Consider the following 18,619-nt stretch of genomic DNA (forward strand, 5'->3'; position numbering starts at 1 on the left):
TCGCCTCCTTCTCAAGGAGATGTCCCATGCATCAGGGAATGATCGAAACGCAGGTCAGCGCAGGGTGCTTGTTGTTCATGCACCGTGCCTGCACTGATCTACAGAAAAGTGACGCAGCTGATTGCGCACTCTATGCACAGCTTGCAGCGACCAAAAGACACCCCCGCTTCGCAGCATCCTCCGCGTGGAACGACACCTGGCTGGCTGCCTTGATCCGCTTCGGCTGGGCGCTGAACACCCATGAAACGCTGAGTTGCACAGCGCTGGAGCTCGGGCCGGGTTCGGTGTGGACATGGGTGAAGAGCAACTGGCCGCTTTTAATGCCCAACGACATGTTGGTTGACGGAGAGTCTGTCCTGAAGCGCTCATTATCAAGCCAGCCCATTCAGCCAGCGGTCGAACTGCTTGCCGGTCATGCGCTTGAACCGATCGTTCCGAAATCCGGCGATGTGCAACCTGGGCAGAAGGTGGTGCTGCAGATCGCTTTCCTGAACGAGAACGCAGCGCTGTCCGTTGCCCTCATCAGTTTTGCTCACCGGACTGCACTGAAGAATGACTTTCTGTTCGAAACACTGCATCCCGCCGACATCGTTGGCAATATCGACCTGCGCTTCTATTCGCTGCGGCTGATGGACCTGGTTTACACGCCCCTGCGCAAAAACGTCAGCCAGGCACTGGAAGATCGTCGCCCCACGTTAGTGTGTGCATTGGCAGGAGATGACACATGAGCGCTACAGGCGCGGTGGTTGGTAATGGTCTGGTGTCGTTGTCCGCCGATATCAAGAAGCAGGACCGCGCGGATCTATTTGACTGCCTGCTGCGAGCCGAGCGTGTGGCGGGTAAAGTCAGTCGGGATGAACATTTCACCTACTGGGCATACCGGTATGGCAAGGCACTGGAGCAGCGAAGCTTCAGGAAACTGAGCCCGATCATTCATGAACCGATGGTGATCGGGAGCGCATCGGAACTGGAGGAAATCAGCTTCAGTGTTATCGAATCACGCGGCTCCGCTCGGTTGGCGCGACAGGCGAAGGCGTCGCTTCAGGCCATGCAGATTCACCACTACGCGGAGCACTTTTTTGAAAGCATCAACGGGCACAGCGTCATCGCAGGTTTCCAGGTCATACCGTGCGCAGTGGATTCAACAGGTGCTGTGATGGTGCTGCTGTGCGGCATCCAGATGACAGGAATCGTCGAGACGCGGGATTTCGACTTCTGGTCTGACTCACGCAGTGAGCTGACATTGCGCATCACGGGAGGGGCCTATCGTTTTGATCGTAGAGACTATGCAAAGCATCGCGATGCGGTGGCAAGGGAGCTGGATGCCAATGGCGCGCGGGCTATCCAGACGTTTGCGCTTTGAGCGCGTCTCAGGTCAGCAGATAGCCTTTGATGCCCGTAAAAATGATCTGCGCAGCCAGTGCGCACACAAATAACCCCATCAGGCGGCTGACAATCTGTAGCCCCTGATCCCCCAAAATCCGCTCGATGCTGTTGGACAGATAAAGAATGACGCCGACGGTCAGACTGGCCAGCGCGATGCTGACGATGGCGGTGAGTTTGTCATCCCAGTGCGGCTGACTGATGCCCATGACCAGCAGCGCGCCAATGGTGCCCGGACCGACGGTGATGGGGATGGTCAGCGGCACGATGGCGACGTCCTGCTGAACGTTGTCGGTCTGCACGCCGGATTTGCCCTGGGCCATGGCCAGGGCTGAGATGAACAGCACGCTGCCGGCGCCTATTCTGAAGGCGTCGGCGGTGATGCCGAAGACCCCGAAAATCACCCGTCCGAACAGGTACAGCAAGACGCTGGAAACCAGAGTCGCCAGGGCGATTTTCCACGCCAGGTGCCGACGTTCCTTGCGCGAATAACCGCGGCCCAGGGAAATGAAACAGGACAGGACGAAGAATGGGCTATAGAGCACCAGCATCTTCAGGTAAACGCTGAACAGCACGTGAAGCATGGTTTGAGCTCATGGCAGCAGACTGGGACGGCGCCAAGTCTATCAGCCCGTCACGGCGACTTGGCGGTCAGTTTTGCTCATAACGGTCTTCGCCGCGGGTGGCCTCATCCCGAGCGCGTTGCTCCACCCAGTATTCGACCAGATCGCGTAGCTGTGACATCTCCACCGGCTTGGACATGTGGCCATCCATGCCGGACTGGCGTGCGCGATCCTTGTGCTCCGCCAGAATGTGCGCGGTCAACGCCACCACAGGGGTGCGGATGCGTTGGTTGCCGGTTTCCCAGGCGCGGAACTGCTGCGTCGCCGAAAAGCCGTCGAGGATCGGCATTTCGCAGTCCATCAGCACCAGGTCATAGCGCTGGGTCTTCATCGCCAGCAGCGCTTCTTCGCCGTTGCTGGCGGTGTCCGGCTGCAGGTTGAGCTTGCCGAGCATGCCCCGAATGACCTTGGTGGAAATGCTGTTGTCTTCGGCGACCAGAATGCGGAAGTCGCTGGGCACGTTAATATCGCTGATCAACCCGGGTACGGCAGAGAAGGGCGCATTGCCTTTGTTGCGTTGATTGAGCTCGTCCGCCAGTGTTGTCTTTAGCGTGTACCCGGCGACCGGTTTGGCGAGGATGCGTTTGACCCCTGCATTGCGCGCGATGATCTTGCTCGGCGCGTTGCTGATGCCCGTGAGCATGATCAGCAGAATGTCGTGGTTCAGGCTCGGGTCTTCCTTGATCTTGGCGGCCAGTTGCATGCCGGTCATGCCGGGCATGTTCTGGTCGAGCAGGACAATATCGAAATAGTCGCGCAAGTGAGCTTTTGTGCGCAGCAACGCCAGGGCCTCCTTGCCGGATGGCACTGCGCTGACGTTCAGCCCCCAGGCGCTGCACTGCTGGACCAGTACCTTGCGACAGGTGTCGTTGTCGTCGACCACCAGAACCCGCGCCCCTTGGAGCGGGCTGTCCAGATCAGCGGGCGGCTGCTCCAGTCGTTCCGCATCCAGAGGCAGACTCAGCCACAGCGTGCTGCCCTGATTAGTGCCGCTCTGGATGCCGAACTCGCCGTTCATCAACAGGATCAGTTGCCGGGCAATGACCAGCCCCAAGTGACCGCCGACCTTGCTGGCCGCCAGGAAGTTCTTGCTATGCAGCTCGGCGTGCAGCAGCGCGTCCCGTTCCTTGGGCGTCAGCGGCGTGCCGCTGTCCTGTACGGCGATGCGCAGTCGTGGCTTGCCACCGCGAGAGTCGAGGGCGACGACCAACAGGATCTCGCCCTCGTCGGTCTTCTTTAATGCGTTCTCCAGCAAACTGAGCAGCGTCTGCCGCAGGCGCGTCGGGTCACCGCTGATAACGCGCGGTACCTGGGGCTGGATGAAGCTGATCAGCTCGACACTTTGCTGCTCCGCCTTGGCGCGGAAGATACTCAGGCAGTCTTCGATCATTGCGTTGAGATCGAACTGCACGTCGTCCAGCTCGATCTGCCCGGACTCCAGTTTGGTGATGTCGAGGATTTCGTTGATCAGGGTCAGCAATTCATTGCCGGCGCTGTGAATGGTCTGCACATAATCGCGCTGTTTGACCGACAACGGCGTGCCCAGCAGCAGCTCGGTCATCCCTAGAACGCCGTTCATGGGGGTGCGAATTTCGTGACTGATCTTCGCCAGAAACTCGGCCTTGGCATTGATTTCTGCCGTGCTGGCCGCCAGCTCACGGCTGATGCTGAAGTTGTCTTCGGTGATGCTGCGATGACGCTCGCTGAGGGCGATGCTCATCAGCAAGCCGCACAGGCAAAACACCGCCAGCACCCCGATGATCAGGGTCTGCGCAGGAATGCTCGTCAGCCAGAGCATGGCCGGCAGCACCACCAGGTTGCCGAGATTGAACGCGATCATGGCGATCACGAACGGCCGGGCAGGGGAGTAACCCTTCTGCAGGTGGTAGATCGAAACCAGCGTGATGCTGACCGTGGTCAGTGCCACCAGCAGGAACGTCATGATGTTCAGCGGCAGCGTTTCGACGAACAGCACCAGCAACGCGCCAAAGCCGACCACCAGTAGCACGCCCATCAGCAGCCGGTTGAGCATCTCGACCCCGCGCTGAATGAAGAAACAGTACGTGTACATCAGCCCCGTCGCGGCAGCGAGGAGCAGGGCGAGGTGAGCGCTCGGCGTCTGCGCCAGGTGCCAGCGCGGCAGCCACGGCGCCTGAAGGTTGAGCAACAGCAGCGCGCTCAACCCCAGAAACGCCTCGCAGGCTGCCAGCCACAAGCTGCTGATCGAGCGGGACTGGGCGAACCGCGTGATGTTCTGCACGATCAACATGGCGAGTGAGCCGAAGAACAGACCGAGCAGCAGCGGTCGGCGCTCGTCTGCAGCGCTGGAGACCGCTGACTGCAAGGTGATGTTCGGGCGCAGTTCCTGCTCGGACTTGAGGCGCAGATACAGGTCAAGCGGCTTGTCGCTGTGGGGCACTGGCAGCAAAAAGTCCAGTGACGGCAGGGGTTGTGCTTCTCGCGGCACCCGGTTACCGGAGCGCGAGTGATCGATCAGGCTGTCGCCGTCGAGCACGTACATGTCCACGGTTGCCAGGTCCGGCGCGAAGATCCGCACCAGTTGTTCATGGGTGGTCGGGGGCAGGCGATAGTGCAGCCACAGGGCGGCGTCGCGGTTGGTCGCGCGCACCTTGTCGAGTTCGACCGGGCTGAACTGGGATTCGTAATGGGGGGAGCGGATGTCGCTGAGGTTCAGGTTCGCCTGATCGTCGACAAGGGTTGACCAGCCTGCACTGACCTCGGCGGTGGCCGAGGATATCCAGAGCAGGGTCAGCAATGTGGCGGTCAAACGAGTGGCAATCCTGAGCCAGCGCACGGCGAAATCCCTTCGTGAATGAAGCCTGTTTAACTCTGGCGCACTGGCTGATTGCTCATCCTGGGCCTACCCGGCTAAAGCCGGTCCCAATGGCTGCTCCAGAGGAGCCGCCAGTGGGCCGAAATTCACGCCAGATCTTCGCCGCGTTCCCGGGCAATGGCGCGGTAGCCAATGTCCTTGCGGTAAAAACAACCTTGCCAGTCAATCTTTGCAGCCAGTGCATACGCTTGTTTCTGGGCATCGCCAACGGTGTCGCCCAGCGCTGTCGCGCACAACACCCGACCCCCGGAGGTCACGATGCGGCCATCCTGCAACGCCGTGCCGGCGTGAAACACTTTACCGGGCAACGCGGCCGCAGCGTCCAGCCCGTGAATCTCGTCGCCCTTGGCGTAATCAGCCGGATAACCGCCAGCTGCCAGCACAATCCCCAGACTCGGTCGCGGGTCCCACTGAGCATCCACTGTATCCAGCGTTTGCGCCAGAGCGGCTTCGACCAGCGCCACCAGACTCGATTGCAGACGCAGCATCACGGGCTGGGTTTCAGGATCGCCAAAGCGGCAGTTGAACTCGATGACTTTCGGGTTGCCGGCCTTGTCGATCATCAGACCAGCATAGAGGAAACCGGTGTAAATGTTGCCCTCGGCCGCCATGCCCCTGACGGTCGGCCATATGACCTGATCCATCACGCGCTGGTGAACCTCGGCGGTGACCACCGGGGCCGGGGAGTACGCACCCATGCCGCCGGTGTTCGGGCCGCTGTCGCCGTCGCCGACGCGTTTGTGGTCCTGGCTGGTGGCCATGGGCAGCACGTTCTTGCCGTCGACCATGACGATGAAGCTGGCTTCTTCGCCATCGAGGAATTCTTCGATCACCACGCGTGAACCTGCGTCGCCGAAGGCATTGCCGGCCAGCATGTCACGCACGGCGTCTTCCGCTTCCGCGAGGGTCATTGCGACGATGACGCCTTTGCCCGCTGCAAGGCCGTCGGCCTTGATAACGATCGGCGCGCCCTTTTCTTGCAGGTACGCCAGAGCCGGCTCGATTTCGGTGAAGTTCTGGTAATCGGCAGAGGGAATACTGTGGCGCGCCAGGAAATCCTTGGTGAATGCCTTGGAGCCTTCCAGCTGCGCGGCGCCCTTGGTCGGCCCAAAGCACTTCAGGCCACGGGCGCGGAACAGATCAACGACACCGGCCACCAGCGGGACTTCCGGACCGACGATGGTCAGCGCGACGTTCTTCTCGGCGAAATCCGCCAGTTGCTCCAGCGCCAGTACGTCGATGGCAACGTTTTCGCACTTGGCTTCAGTGGCAGTGCCAGCATTGCCCGGGGCGACGAAGACTTTCTCGACACGAGCGTCCTGCGCGACCTTCCAGGCCAGAGCGTGTTCACGGCCACCGCTGCCAATGATCAAAATATTCAAAGAAGGACTCCTTCGGAGAAGCTGCAAGCTACAAGCGGCAAGTAAAAGCGGATAGCACAACTCTTAATCACGGCTCATTGCTCTGAATTAATAGGGCTGCAAGGGCGAGTAAAGCGACGCGACTCTGCTTTTACTTACCGCTTGCAGCTTGATGCTTGCCGCTGCACTCAGTGCCTGAAATGGCGCATGCCGGTGAAGACCATCGCGATACCCGCTTCGTCCGCTGCGGCGATCACTTCAGCATCGCGCATCGAGCCGCCTGGCTGGATCACTGCCGTGATGCCGACCTTGGCCGCGTTGTCGATGCCGTCGCGGAACGGGAAGAACGCATCGGAAGCCATGACAGCGCCCTGCACCTGCAAACCGGCGTGTTCGGCCTTGATCGCGGCAATGCGCGCGGAGTTCACGCGGCTCATCTGGCCCGCGCCGACGCCGATGGTCTGGCGATTCTTGGCATAGACGATGGCGTTGGATTTCACGTACTTGGCGACTTTCCAGGCGAAGATCAGGTCGTGGACTTCCTGCTCGGTCGGCGCGCGCTGGGTGACCACTTTAAGGTCGTCGGCGCCGATCATGCCGATGTCGCGGCTCTGCACCAGCAGACCACCGTTGACCCGCTTGTAATCCCAGGCCGGCGCGCGTTCTGCGTCCCACTGGCCGCTGGTCAACAGGCGCACGTTGGCTTTGCTGGCAATGATGGCCTGGGCTTCGGCGCTGACGCTCGGGGCGATGATCACTTCGACGAACTGACGCTCGACGATGGCCTTGGCCGTCTCGGCATCCAGTTCACGGTTGAAGGCGATAATGCCGCCGAACGCCGATTCGCTGTCAGTGGCATAGGCCAGCTCGTAGGCCTGACGAATGCCGCCTTCCGCGTCCGGGCTTACTGCAACGCCGCACGGGTTGGCGTGCTTGACGATCACGCACGCGGGTTTGACGAAGCTCTTCACGCACTCAAGTGCCGCGTCGGTATCGGCGACGTTGTTGTAGGAAAGCTCTTTGCCTTGCAGTTGGGTCGCGGTGGCGATACCCACTTCGGCAGGCTTGGCTTCAACGTAGAACGCCGCGCTCTGGTGCGGGTTCTCGCCGTAGCGCATTTCCTGCGCCTTGACGAACTGAGTGTTGAAGGTGCGTGGAAATTCACTGCGGCCTTCGGTGCTCAGGGTTTCAGCGGATTGGTCAACGCTGCCCAGGTAGTTGGCGATCATGCCGTCGTAGGCTGCGGTGTGCTCGAAAGCCTTGAGCATCAGGTCAAAGCGCTGCGCGTAGGTCAGACCGCCGGCCTTGAGGCTTTCCAGCACGTTGGTGTAATCGCTGGCGTTGACGACAATGGCGACGTCTTTATGGTTTTTAGCGGCGGAGCGCACCATGGTCGGGCCGCCGATATCGATATTTTCGATGGCGGTCGGCAGGTCGCAGCCCGGCTTGGAAACTGTCGCTTCGAACGGATAGAGATTCACGGCGACCAGGTCGATCGGCTTGATGCCGTGTTCGCTCATGATGGCGTCGTCGATGCCGCGACGGCCCAGGATGCCGCCGTGGATTTTCGGGTGCAGTGTCTTGACCCGGCCGTCCATCATTTCAGCGAAGCCGGTGTAGTCGGCGACTTCTACTGCAGCAACGCCGTTGTCCTTGAGCAGCTTGAACGTACCACCAGTGGAGAGGATCTCGACACCGAGGGCTTCGAGTTCACGCGCGAATTCAAGGATGCCGGTCTTGTCGGATACGCTGATCAAGGCGCGGCGGATCGGCAGGCGGGTCGTCTGGTCGGTCATCTCAACTTCCATCAAAAGCAAAAGAATTTTGCAAAAAAAACGACCGCATTGAAGTGAGGTCGCTTGTTTTTCGGATGCTTACAGCAGGTCGTACTGCTTGAGTTTCTTGCGCAGGGTGCCGCGATTCAGTCCCAGCAGCTCGGAGGCCTTGGTCTGGTTGCCCTTCACGTAGTTCATCACGCACTCGAGCAACGGCGCCTCGACTTCCGAGAGCACCAGGTTGTAGACATCAGTGACGGCCGCACCTTCCAGATGAGCGAAGTAGTTGTGCAACGCCTTCTCGACGCTTCCGCGCAGGGTCTGACCCTCTTCGCTCGGCGTATTGAGGTGTTGTTTCAAATTGACGTTGTCGCTCACGGGTGTTGTTCCACTCACTAAAGTCTCAGTCATCATCGTCATGCGGCCACCTCTTCTTCGTTCCCTGCTGGGCGGGATCTATCGCGCTGGGAAAAGAACTCCCGAACGTTGGCGCACTGTGCTTCTGTATCGTCCAAACGGTTGAAAAGGGCGCGAAACTCCCTGGCGCCCGGCAACGTTGCGAGGTACCAGCCGACGTGTTTGCGGGCGATTCTCACGCCCATCACGTCGCCATAGAACGTGTGAAGCGTAGCCAGATGCTCTAGCAGAATGCGTTCCACTTCACCGACGGGCAGGCCCGGAAGTTTCTCTCCGGTCTGCAGGTAGTGTTCTATCTCGCGAAAAATCCATGGGCGCCCCTGGGCAGCCCGGCCAATCAACAGCCCGTCGGCGCCGGTCGCGTCAAGGACGTAGCGGGCCTTTTCCGGTGAATCAATGTCGCCATTGGCAAACACCGGGATGGACACCGCCTGCTTGATGGCGGCGATGGTGTCGTACTCGGCTTCACCGGTGTAGAGATCTGCACGGGTTCGCCCGTGCACCGCCAGTGCCTGAATGCCGGCTTGCTCGGCGATTCTGGCGACGGTCAGACCATTCTTGTTCGCCCGGTCCCAGCCGGTGCGAATCTTCAGCGTGACCGGTACCTCGACTGCCGCAACCACTGCGTGCAGGATTTCGGTCACTAACTGTTCATCTTTCAACAGCGCGGAGCCGGCGGCCTTGTTGCAGACCTTTTTTGCCGGGCACCCCATGTTGATGTCGATGATCTGCGCGCCCAGTTCGACGTTGGCGCGTGCTGCGTCCGCAAGCATCTGCGGGTCCCCGCCAGCGATCTGTACCGAGCGGGGCTCGGGATCGCCTTCGTGAATCATGCGCAACCGCGACTTGCGGCTGTTCCAGAGGCTCATGTCGCTGGTGACCATTTCCGAGACCACCAGGCCTGCGCCGAGATGGCGACAGAGTTGTCGGAAGGGCTGGTCGGTGACACCCGCCATCGGGGCGAGAATCAAGCCGTTTTGCAATGTGTAAGGGCCGATGCGTACCGCCGACATAGGGTGACCTGTTGTGGGGCCGAATCACGAGGTCTGGTCCGAAAAGTGCTTCAGCGCCAATTCAGACGGGACCCAGAGTATGAAAAAGGGTGGGCATGATACCCGCTCTCGATGACTGGATAAAGGCTGAATTGGATAAAATCTGAACAGCTCCGTTCTTATCGCAAACGTTTAGGTTTAGGACGGAATTGTCATAAAAGCGTCGTCGAAATTCGGGCATCTCCTCCCGCGCAGGGTGCTGCATTTCGGTGCGGAGAAACCGGTGTGCGTGGCGTCTTTACTCCGGCGAGCGGAAGCTGAGGCTGTAGTTCGCCGCCTTTGGGCCCGGGTCGAGGATGTCCAGTGCGATGTGAATCGGCGTCTGCGGCGGCATCTCGTCCTTGCCCGCGAGCTCTCCGCTCAGGTACTCACCCGGTTTGAATCGACGGCTGGCAATCAACTGACCCGTCGCATCGGCAAAGCGCAGTTCCAGCAGCGGGAAGGGCTGTGAAAAGGACGCTCGGTTATAGATGATCGCGTCAACGACCAGAGCCCCCTGAAATTCGGGGTGGCTACGCACGACAAGGTTGCTGCTCTTGAGCAGTTTGATATCGACCTTGGACGGGACCTTGCAGCCGAGGGTCGGGCACAGCTCCATGAAGAGGGGGCGGTACTGATCCTGCCGCGCCAGTTCTTCAAAGTGGTACGCAACGTACTGCCCGGCCAGTGCGCCCAGCGCAATCAGGACGAACAGCACCCACAGCAGACGCCGACCCCGGCGCGGTTTGGGCTTTTGCCAGGACAGCTGCAGCGGGTCATCCGTAATGTCGACCAGCGCTCTGTCCCGCAGGCCCGGCTCGTTTCGGCCGCCACGCTTGCCGTCGGCAGCAGCGCGCGGGGCCTCATCGTCTTCATCATCGGGGCGGGCGCTGAGGTGATCCTGATCGTCGTGGGTATCCAGGGCGGAAAAGCGTTCCGACGACGGTTCATCGTCGGGTTCGGCTTGATGCTTGAACGAGTGGGGGCGAGCCGGTTCGTCATTCAGGTCGTCCAGATCGTCCGGCGTCCGCGAGAATGACGGCTCGGTACGATGGCGGTCCTGCTGATTGACGGGCTCTTCCAGCGGGCCTTCGTCTATCGTGTGGTCGGTATGCGCTTCGTGTTCCTCGACGACTTCGGCGCGCAGTTCGGGCAGCCGGTCGACATCGTCGTGGCTCATGCCGTGGGCCCACGACTCCTGCGCGACGTCAGGCTCGTCGCGTCGGGCGCTGAAGGACTCGACTTCGTCGTGATCACGCGTCTTGCTGACCCGACCGAAAGACTCGGGCCGCTGAATCTCGCGCTGTTCGAGACGGGCCAGTTCCACGTCAAGATCGTCCAGATCCAGGCTGTCCAGGTCCACATCACGCTCTTCACGCCTGACCGGCAGCGGCGCTGGCTGGGTCACGACGAGTGACTGCGGCGCCAGGATTTCAGGTTTTTTCTCGGCGCTCTCGGGGTTGGGTCCCGACGTCAGCGGCGCTACCGGTGTCTTCCCGCCGCGTTGTTCCAGCAACTGTTTCGCGGCGTTGAACACCTGCAGGCATGAGCCACAGCGCACCATGCCTCGGGCCACGCTCAACTGAGCGTGACTGACGCGGAAACTGGTCTGGCAATGCGGGCACTGAGTGACGAAGCTGTCGGTCATGCGGGTATCCGGGTTAAAGAGCGCCTGATGGTTGGATCTTAGGACAACTGGCTGTCAGCGGCGACGACCGGTGATCCGTACCCAGCCCTCGCGGTTGGCAATCGGGTCCAGTTCGAACGCGTCGGCGTAAGCAGCAGCGACTTCTTCGCCTTGCTCGGCAAGAATGCCTGACAGCGCCAGGCGGCCACCGGGTTTGACCAGGCTTGCCAACTGCGGCGCCAGAGAAACCAGCGGGCCCGCCAGGATGTTGGCCACCAGCACATCGGCCTGTACCTGGGGCAGGTCTTCAGGCAAGTACAGTGGGAATTTCTCGGCCGGGACGTTGTTGCGACCGGCGTTGTCGCGCGAGGCTTCGAGGGCCTGGACGTCGATGTCGGTGCCGACCGCCTGTTCGGCGCCCAACAGCAGCGCGGCGATGGCGAGGATGCCGGAACCGCAGCCGAAATCCAGCACGTTGCAGCCGGCGAGGTCCTGGCCGTCCAGCCACTCAAGGCACAGCGCGGTGGTCGGATGGGTACCGGTGCCGAACGCAAGGCCCGGATCGAGCAACAGATTCACCGCTTCGGGTTCCGGCGCGGCGTGCCAGCTCGGTACGATCCACAGGCGCTGGCCGAAGCGCATCGGGTTGAAGTTGTCCATCCAGCTGCGTTCCCAGTCCTGATCTTCGATCACTTCATGGGTGTGTTCCGGCAGCTCGGCGTCGGTGAGCAGCCGCAGGTGAGCGAGCACGTGATCGGCATCTGTATCGGCTTCGAACAATGCCAGCAGGTGCGTGTGCGACCACAGCGGCGTGGTGTTCAGCTCTGGCTCGAAGATCGGCTGGTCTTCAGCGTCCATGAACGTCACCGATACGGCGCCGACTTCGAGCAGGGCGTCTTCGTAGGTTTCGGCTTGTTCTGGGCTAATGGCGAGACGGACTTGCAGCCAAGGCATGGCGGATGACCTTCGAGTTGAAAAATGAGAAGCGGCCGACGGCCACGAAAGACCGGCAAGTTTACGGGGTTCGCGGTGAAACAACAAAGGAGGTGTGGCGATCTGTGGCGTGCCTGTGATTCAGGTGGGGTGGTGAATCGGTAGGACCGGCTTCAGCCGGGAAGGCGTCGGGCGTCTCACCGCAAACGGTATGGCGATCACATCGACCTGTTCCCGGCTAAAGCCGGTCCTACTAAACAACAAAGCCGCTCGAGAGCGGCTTTGTTGATCTGCAGCACTTACTGGCGGATCAATGCTTGTCAGCAGCCAGTTTGTGTTCCAGGTAGTGGATGTTGACGCCGCCTTCGCAGAAGCCTTCATCGCGGGTCAGATCACGGTGCAGCGGGATGTTGGTCTTGATGCCGTCGACCACGATTTCATCCAGGGCGTTACGCATGCGCGCCATGGCTTCATCGCGAGTTGCGCCCCAGGTGATCAGCTTGCCGATCAACGAGTCGTAGTTGGACGGAACCTTGTAGCCGCTGTACAGGTGCGAATCCACACGCACGCCGTTGCCGCCAGGCGCGTGGAAATGCTTGACCAGGCCCGGGCTCGGGACGAAGGTCTTCGGATCTTCGGCGTTGATCCGGCATTCCAGCGCGTGCCCGGTGATGACCACGTCATCCTGGGTGTACGACAGCTTGTTGCCGGCGGCGATGCTGAGCATCTCCTTGACGATGTCGATACCGGTGACCATTTCCGAAACCGGGTGCTCCACCTGAACACGGGTGTTCATTTCGATGAAGTAGAAGCGGCCGTTCTCGTACAGGAACTCGAACGTGCCGGCGCCACGGTAGCCGATGTCGATGCATGCTTTGACACAGGCCGCGAACACGTCCTTGCGGGCTTGTTCGTCGATGAATGGCGCGGGCGCTTCTTCCAGGACCTTCTGGTGACGGCGCTGCAAGGAGCAGTCGCGGTCGCCCAGATGTATCGCCTGGCCCTGGCCGTCGGAAATCACCTGCACTTCCACGTGACGTGGGTTGGTCAGGTATTTCTCGAGGTAGACCATCGGGTTGCTGAACCAGGCAGCCGCTTCAGCACGGGTCTGCTTGGCTGCTTCGATCAGGTCTTCTTCCTTGTGCACCACGCGCATGCCGCGACCACCGCCGCCGCCAGCGGCCTTGATGATCACCGGATAGCCGACTTCGCGGCCAATGCGCAATGCCGTTTCTTCGTCTTCCGGCAGCGGGCCGTCGGAACCGGGAACGGTCGGCACCTTGGCAAGCTTCATGGCGTCCTTGGCGGAGACCTTGTCGCCCATCAGGCGAATGGTTTCGGCTTTCGGGCCGATGAACGCGAAGCCGGACTTCTCGACCTGCTCGGCAAAGTCTGCGTTTTCCGCGAGGAAACCGTAGCCCGGGTGAATCGCCGTGGCGCCGGTCAGCTCTGCAGCCGAAATGATGGCCGGAATGTTCAGGTACGACAGGTTGGCTGGCGCCGGTCCGATGCAGACGGTTTCGTCTGCCAGGCCAAGGTGCATCAGCTCACGGTCTGCCGTGGAATGGACCGCGACGGTCTTGATGCCCAGTTCTTTACAGGCACGCAAGATGCGCAAGGCGATTTCGCCGCGGTTGGCGATCAGGACTTTTTCCAACATCGCAGGCTCTCCCCGGTTCAAACGATGGTGAACAGCGGCTGGTCATACTCAACCGGCTGACCGTTTTCTACCAGGATGGATTCGATCGTGCCGCTGACTTCGGCTTCGATGTGGTTCATCATTTTCATCGCTTCAACGATGCAGATGGTGTCGCCTTTCTTGACGGTCTTGCCGACTTCAACGAACGCTGGCGAGCCAGGGGCCGGGGTGCGGTAGAACGTACCGACCATTGGCGACTTGATGACATTGCCGGCGTGCTGTGGAGCAGCAGGTGCTTCAGCGGCGGCGGCCACTGGCGCTGCAACAGGGGCAGGAGCCGGAGCGGCGACCGGAGCCGGCGCGTAGTACTGCTGTGCTGGAGTCTTGCTGTGACGGCTGATCCGTACGGATTCTTCGCCTTCACGGATTTCCAATTCGTCGATGCCGGACTCTTCCAGCAATTCGATCAGTTTCTTGACTTTACGGATATCCATTAATCATCAACTCCCAAGGGACGGTCAGGGGGATTTGGTAGCCGGTTCCGGCGGTCTGGCTCAGTACGGGACTGTGCCGTTCACGCCTCCGAACGCTTGGCCAATTGTTCCAGTGCGGCCTCCAGGGCCAGTCGGTAACCGCTGGCGCCAAGGCCGCAGATCACGCCTACAGCAACATCTGAAAAGTAGGAGTGATGGCGGAAAGGTTCGCGCTTGTGCACGTTTGACAGGTGCACTTCGATGAATGGGATGCTCACTCCCAGCAGCGCGTCACGTATCGCAACGCTTGTGTGCGTAAAAGCAGCCGGATTGATCAGGATGAAGTCCACGCCTTCATCGCGTGCAGCGTGGATGCGGTCGATCAACTCGTATTCAGCGTTGCTCTGCAGGTACATCAGATGGTGACCGGCTTCGCGCGCACGCTGTTCCAGATCCTGGTTGATGTCGACCAACGTGATCGAGCCATAGATCCCCGGTTCGCGGGTACCCAGCAGGTTCAGGTTAGGTCCGTGAAGAACCAGAAAAGTCGCCATCGAGTGTTCCTTGTTGTTCGCGTTTTCGACGCTCACGCACAGAGTGAGCCGCTGATGGGCAGCGACTATGCCGGAAAGTACGATGGACTGTCCAGTTACCCACAATATTCAGCACGATGCCCGATGTTCGCGCGAAATTTGTGACTCTGGCGCTAAATTTGGTCATTTGCTCTAGAAAGCCGCTCTGCGAACGCTTCGACGTCGATTTCGCCGACGACACGCGCGTTTCCGAGCTCGTTGCCGTTTTTTCCGAAGAACAGCAGTGCGGGAGGGCCAAACAGTTTGTAGCGGTCCAGCAAGGCGCGTTGCTCGGCGTCGCTGTCGGTCATGTCGAAGCGAATCAGCCTGAAACCGCCCAACTGACTGACGACTTTCGGATCAGGGAGAACCTCGTGCTCGATGACCTTGCAACTGATACACCAGTCGGCGTACCAGTCGACCAGAACGGGTTGGCCAGCGCTTTTGGATTCCGCAAGGATTCGGTCCAGTTCGCTGGCCTGAGTCACGGTCTGCCAGCGGCTTTCTGACGCAGGTGGAGCAGAAGCTGAAATGATCCGGGATTGACCCAGCGGTCGCAGCGGGTCCGTCTGACCACTCAGCGCCCCGTACCAGCACGCGAGGGCGTACACCAGCATTAACAGGCCCAACAATTGAGCGAGGCGACCTCGTGCGGTCTTTTCGCCGAACTCCAGCGCGCCTAGAAAGATCGCAACGCCGGCCCCCTGCAGCCCGATCAACAGCAGCGTGGCTTGCCCCGGAATCACCCGGCTGAGCAAGCCGATTGATAGCGCCAGCAACAGCACGCCGATCGCATTCTTCACCGAGACCAACCACGGACCGCTTTTCGGTAGCCACGCCGCGCCGCCCGTTGCCACCAGCACCAGCGGCGCGCCCATGCCCAGCCCCAGGACGAACAGTTTTAAGGCCCCGCCAATGGCATCGCCGCTGGCGCTTATATAAAGCAGCGCACCGGCCAGTGGCGCCGAGACACAGGGCGACACCAACAGGCTCGACACCACGCCCAGAACTGCCGCTCCCCACAGAGACCCGCCTTGGGTATTGCCGGCGATGCGGTCCAGCCGGTCATTGAGGGCACGGGGCAGGCGCAGCTCGAACACGCCGAACATGGCGACGGCGAAGAGCGCAAAGAACCCGGAAAACGGCACGAGGACCCACGCCGATTGCAGACGTGCTTGCAGATTGAGGCTGGCGCCAAAGATGCCCATCAGTGCGCCGAGGATGGCGAAGCAGATCGCCATCGGCAGCACGTAGGCCAGGGACAAAGAGAAACCGCGCAGCCCGCCGATCTGCCCACGCAGGACGACACCCGACAGGATCGGCAGCATCGGTAACACGCACGGCGTGAATGTCAGACCGACGCCGGCGAGGAAAAACAGGGCCAGTTGTTTCCAGCTGAATTCGACGTTGGTGACATCGCCCGCGAGTGGGGTATCGGACGCTGCGGGGCTCGCGCCGCCAATGCTCAGTCGCTCGGTTTCGGGCGGGTAGCAGAGCCCTTTGTCTGCGCAGCCTTGGTAGGTGACGACAAGCGTGAAAGGGCGGGTGTCCCCGGCTTTGCGCGGCAGGTTGACGTCGAGGATGCCGTGATAGACCTCGACGTCGCCAAAATACTCGTCGTGTTTCTTTTCGCCATCCGGCAGTTGCGCGGCGCCTAGGCCGATGTCAGGGGGTTCGGTGCGGAACTGAAAGCGATGGCGATACAGGTAGTAGCCTTCGGTGGCGACGAACTGCAGCTTGATGGACTCCGAAGTGGTGTCGCTGAGGTTCAACTGGAACGCCTGGCGAACCGGGAGAAAATCCTTGCTGTTGTCGACTGATGCGCCGCCCAGTGTGGGACTTGATCTGTTCTCCAGAAAGCTCGCGCCGACGGCGGGCAGGGCACAGATCAGCAGTAACAGACAAAGCAGGCGGCGCATGGCGGTCTCGCATCACAGAAGTCCGCGCATGATAACGGAGTGGCTGCGGGCGTGCAGGGAGGGCTAGCGTTCTTCGGTCTGAACTTCAGTCTGAAAATGAGGTAGAAAGCAGCAGTCAAACAGTGTCCGGCTGGGGGTATTTGCTTGATGGCGACGCTGCAACGCGCTCCGCCAGCCCATGCACTTGATTGCGGCCTGCCTTTTTTGCGCGGTACAGCGCTTCGTCTGCCTGCGACGCCATCATCAGCGCGTCGTCGTCTTCGGCGATCTCCACGACCCCGGCGCTGAACGTGCAGAACAGATCCACAGGTTGCGCAGGGTAATGAATTTCGGCGAAACGCTGGCGGATTTCGTCGAGCAAACCGTGGGCGTCTGCCAGATCAGTGTCCGGCATGACCACGGCAAATTCCTCACCACCGTAGCGACCGATGTAGTCGGTTTTGCGCAGACGCTGCTTGAGGAACAGCGCCAGGCTTTTGATGACGCGGTCGCCCATGGGATGGCCGTGGCTGTCGTTGACCCTCTTGAAGTGGTCGATGTCCAGCATGGCAAAGCTCAGAGGCTTGTTCTCACGCCGCGCGCGGAAGCTGGAATCTTCGAGCAATTGCAGGATGTGGGTGTGGTTGTACAGGCCGGTCAGGCTGTCGCGGACCATGCGCGCTTTAAGGTTGCGCGCCCGTGCCGCGCGATTGCGCACGGTGGTGATCAGGTGGCGAGCCTTGATCGGCTTTGTGAGAAAGTCGTCGCCGCCCTCGCTCATCGCATCCAGCTGTTTATCCAGATCGTCTTCGGCCGAAAGGTAAATGATCGGCACACTGACGTAGCGGTCATTGTGGCGGATCACCTTGGCCAGCTCGGTGCCGGTGCAGGCTGGCATGTACATGTCGAGGATGATCAGGTCAGGCTGAAAGTCGGCCAACTCCGACATGGTCTTGATCGGGTCGAGCAGGGTGCGGGTGACGATGCCGGCGCCGTTGAGCAAGCGCTCGGTGTGCGTCGCCTGGGCGCGCGAGTCGTCGATGATCAGCACCTTGTACGGTGCGTATTGCGCGACCCGGGTCAGAATTTCGATCTTCTCCAGCAGACTGGACGCCTCAAGCGTGCCGGTCAGGAACTCTTCGCCACCGGCGCGCACGGCGGCAAGGCGCGTGGGCGTGTCCGTCTCGTGATGGCTGAAAAACAGCAGCGGTAGTTTTTGCTCCAGTCCTTCCTGCATCCGGGTAGCGAGCTTCAGGCCCTGGCCCGCGCCACCGAAGTCCACATCCATGACGACGGCGGCGGGCAAGCGTTCGGCCATGGTCATGTGGAAGGCCTCAATGCTTGCGAAGGACTGCGCGCTCAAGCCGAAGAATTCCAGCTGCCTGGCCAGGCGCTCGCTGCGTTCATGATCCTGCAGCGCGAGGTAGATTGGCTTTCGCAGGGGCGGCAGGGCTGTTTGTTCCAGACGGTCGCCATGCCGGAGGCCGGTGCGGGACAGGCGTTGCATCAGGCGATTGAGGTCGGTAATCAGGGCGCTGCTCAACCGTCCACGGTTGGCCTCGACGTCAAGCAATGCCAAGTCGATCGCGGTAGCCAGTTGCGTGTGTTCGGCTTGCTCGAAACGTTCGGCGAATCGCAACAGCCGCCGGTTGGCCTCGATGAGTTCAGCCATGTCCGTTGCCGACCATTCACTTTGCTGCAGGCGTTGCCACACCTCAAGAATCTGGCGAGCCTGATGAATTACCCGCTGGGCAAAGTGGTGTTTGAGCCGGTCCCGGCTCGGATCTGCTGCTTCAGTCATGCTCTGACTTCTTTAATGGGGAAACCCCAATGCCAATGCTGGCGCTATGCTAGCACTAGTTTTCTCCAGTCAGGATGCCGCAGGTCAATTTCTCGTTATTTTTGACGGTTATGACCGTCAAATATTTAGCTTTTGAAGTACCTGGTTAGTTTGCAGCCAATGCGAACCGCCGGGTGGAAGGCAGGACCGGCATAGCCCCGGGAGGCGTCGGAAAAGGCGATGCAGGATTCAG

General features: G+C 60.6%; 15 protein-coding genes. 2 read left to right on the top strand and 13 right to left on the bottom strand.

Annotation, left to right across the window (positions count from 1 at the left end):
* Positions 1-26: 26 nt before the first annotated feature.
* The gene (locus tag AC0Z8Z_RS11140; protein WP_485619138.1) at positions 27-728 is read left to right on the top strand and encodes a hypothetical protein; all 702 of its coding nucleotides are present in this window, start codon (positions 27-29) and stop codon (positions 726-728) included.
* The gene (locus AC0Z8Z_RS11145) at positions 725-1,363 is read left to right on the top strand and encodes a hypothetical protein (protein WP_485619139.1); all 639 of its coding nucleotides are present in this window, start codon (positions 725-727) and stop codon (positions 1,361-1,363) included. The genes AC0Z8Z_RS11140 and AC0Z8Z_RS11145 overlap by 4 nt, the downstream gene beginning before the upstream one ends.
* A 7-nt stretch (positions 1,364-1,370) precedes the next feature.
* On the opposite strand, the gene AC0Z8Z_RS11150 is transcribed toward AC0Z8Z_RS11145, so the two are convergent.
* From AC0Z8Z_RS11150 to AC0Z8Z_RS11210, 13 genes are all read right to left on the bottom strand, one after another.
* Positions 1,371-1,967 (bottom strand): MarC family protein, encoded by a 597-nt coding sequence (locus AC0Z8Z_RS11150; RefSeq protein ID WP_485619140.1) that lies wholly within the window; start codon positions 1,965-1,967, stop codon positions 1,371-1,373.
* A 67-nt stretch (positions 1,968-2,034) separates the two neighbouring features.
* Positions 2,035-4,821: a hybrid sensor histidine kinase/response regulator gene (locus AC0Z8Z_RS11155; RefSeq protein ID WP_485619142.1), complete on the bottom strand. Its 2,787-nt coding sequence runs from the start codon at positions 4,819-4,821 to the stop codon at positions 2,035-2,037.
* Positions 4,822-4,946: 125 nt separating this feature from the next.
* Entirely contained in the window at positions 4,947-6,242 is a 1,296-nt protein-coding gene (purD, locus tag AC0Z8Z_RS11160; RefSeq protein ID WP_172610588.1) for a phosphoribosylamine--glycine ligase, read from the bottom strand.
* A gap of 167 nt (positions 6,243-6,409) precedes the next feature.
* A complete protein-coding gene (gene purH, locus AC0Z8Z_RS11165; RefSeq protein ID WP_205484859.1) occupies positions 6,410-8,017 on the bottom strand; it encodes a bifunctional phosphoribosylaminoimidazolecarboxamide formyltransferase/IMP cyclohydrolase in 1,608 nt (535 codons plus the stop codon).
* A 78-nt stretch (positions 8,018-8,095) separates the two neighbouring features.
* The gene (gene fis / locus AC0Z8Z_RS11170; protein WP_007907419.1) at positions 8,096-8,416 is read right to left on the bottom strand and encodes a DNA-binding transcriptional regulator Fis; all 321 of its coding nucleotides are present in this window, start codon (positions 8,414-8,416) and stop codon (positions 8,096-8,098) included.
* Positions 8,413-9,426, bottom strand: coding sequence for a tRNA dihydrouridine synthase DusB (gene dusB / locus AC0Z8Z_RS11175; protein ID WP_485619145.1), 1,014 nt, complete (start codon positions 9,424-9,426; stop codon positions 8,413-8,415). The genes fis and dusB overlap by 4 nt, the downstream gene beginning before the upstream one ends.
* Positions 9,427-9,703: 277 nt before the next feature.
* Positions 9,704-11,092, bottom strand: a complete 1,389-nt coding sequence (locus tag AC0Z8Z_RS11180) for a DUF3426 domain-containing protein (protein WP_485619146.1) — start codon at positions 11,090-11,092, stop codon at positions 9,704-9,706.
* A gap of 54 nt (positions 11,093-11,146) precedes the next feature.
* Positions 11,147-12,025 carry a 50S ribosomal protein L11 methyltransferase gene (gene prmA, locus AC0Z8Z_RS11185; protein WP_172610591.1) on the bottom strand — a complete coding sequence of 293 codons (879 nt, stop codon included), beginning with the start codon at positions 12,023-12,025 and terminating at the stop codon, positions 11,147-11,149.
* A 289-nt stretch (positions 12,026-12,314) separates the two neighbouring features.
* A complete protein-coding gene (gene accC, locus AC0Z8Z_RS11190; RefSeq protein WP_172610592.1) occupies positions 12,315-13,664 on the bottom strand; it encodes an acetyl-CoA carboxylase biotin carboxylase subunit in 1,350 nt (449 codons plus the stop codon).
* 17 nt (positions 13,665-13,681) lie between these two features.
* On the bottom strand, positions 13,682-14,137 hold the full coding sequence (accB, locus tag AC0Z8Z_RS11195) for an acetyl-CoA carboxylase biotin carboxyl carrier protein (RefSeq protein WP_074890450.1): 456 nt from the start codon (positions 14,135-14,137) through the stop codon (positions 13,682-13,684).
* Between the two features lie 80 nt (positions 14,138-14,217).
* Positions 14,218-14,670 carry a type II 3-dehydroquinate dehydratase gene (gene aroQ / locus AC0Z8Z_RS11200; protein ID WP_485619147.1) on the bottom strand — a complete coding sequence of 151 codons (453 nt, stop codon included), beginning with the start codon at positions 14,668-14,670 and terminating at the stop codon, positions 14,218-14,220.
* A 152-nt stretch (positions 14,671-14,822) separates the two neighbouring features.
* Positions 14,823-16,607 carry a protein-disulfide reductase DsbD gene (locus tag AC0Z8Z_RS11205; RefSeq protein ID WP_485619148.1) on the bottom strand — a complete coding sequence of 595 codons (1,785 nt, stop codon included), beginning with the start codon at positions 16,605-16,607 and terminating at the stop codon, positions 14,823-14,825.
* 115 nt (positions 16,608-16,722) lie between these two features.
* A complete protein-coding gene (locus AC0Z8Z_RS11210; RefSeq protein ID WP_485619149.1) occupies positions 16,723-18,387 on the bottom strand; it encodes a diguanylate cyclase in 1,665 nt (554 codons plus the stop codon).
* Positions 18,388-18,619 lie beyond the last annotated feature (232 nt).

Source organism: Pseudomonas sp. 1L-C-7-B-C1 (genome assembly GCF_057291635.1).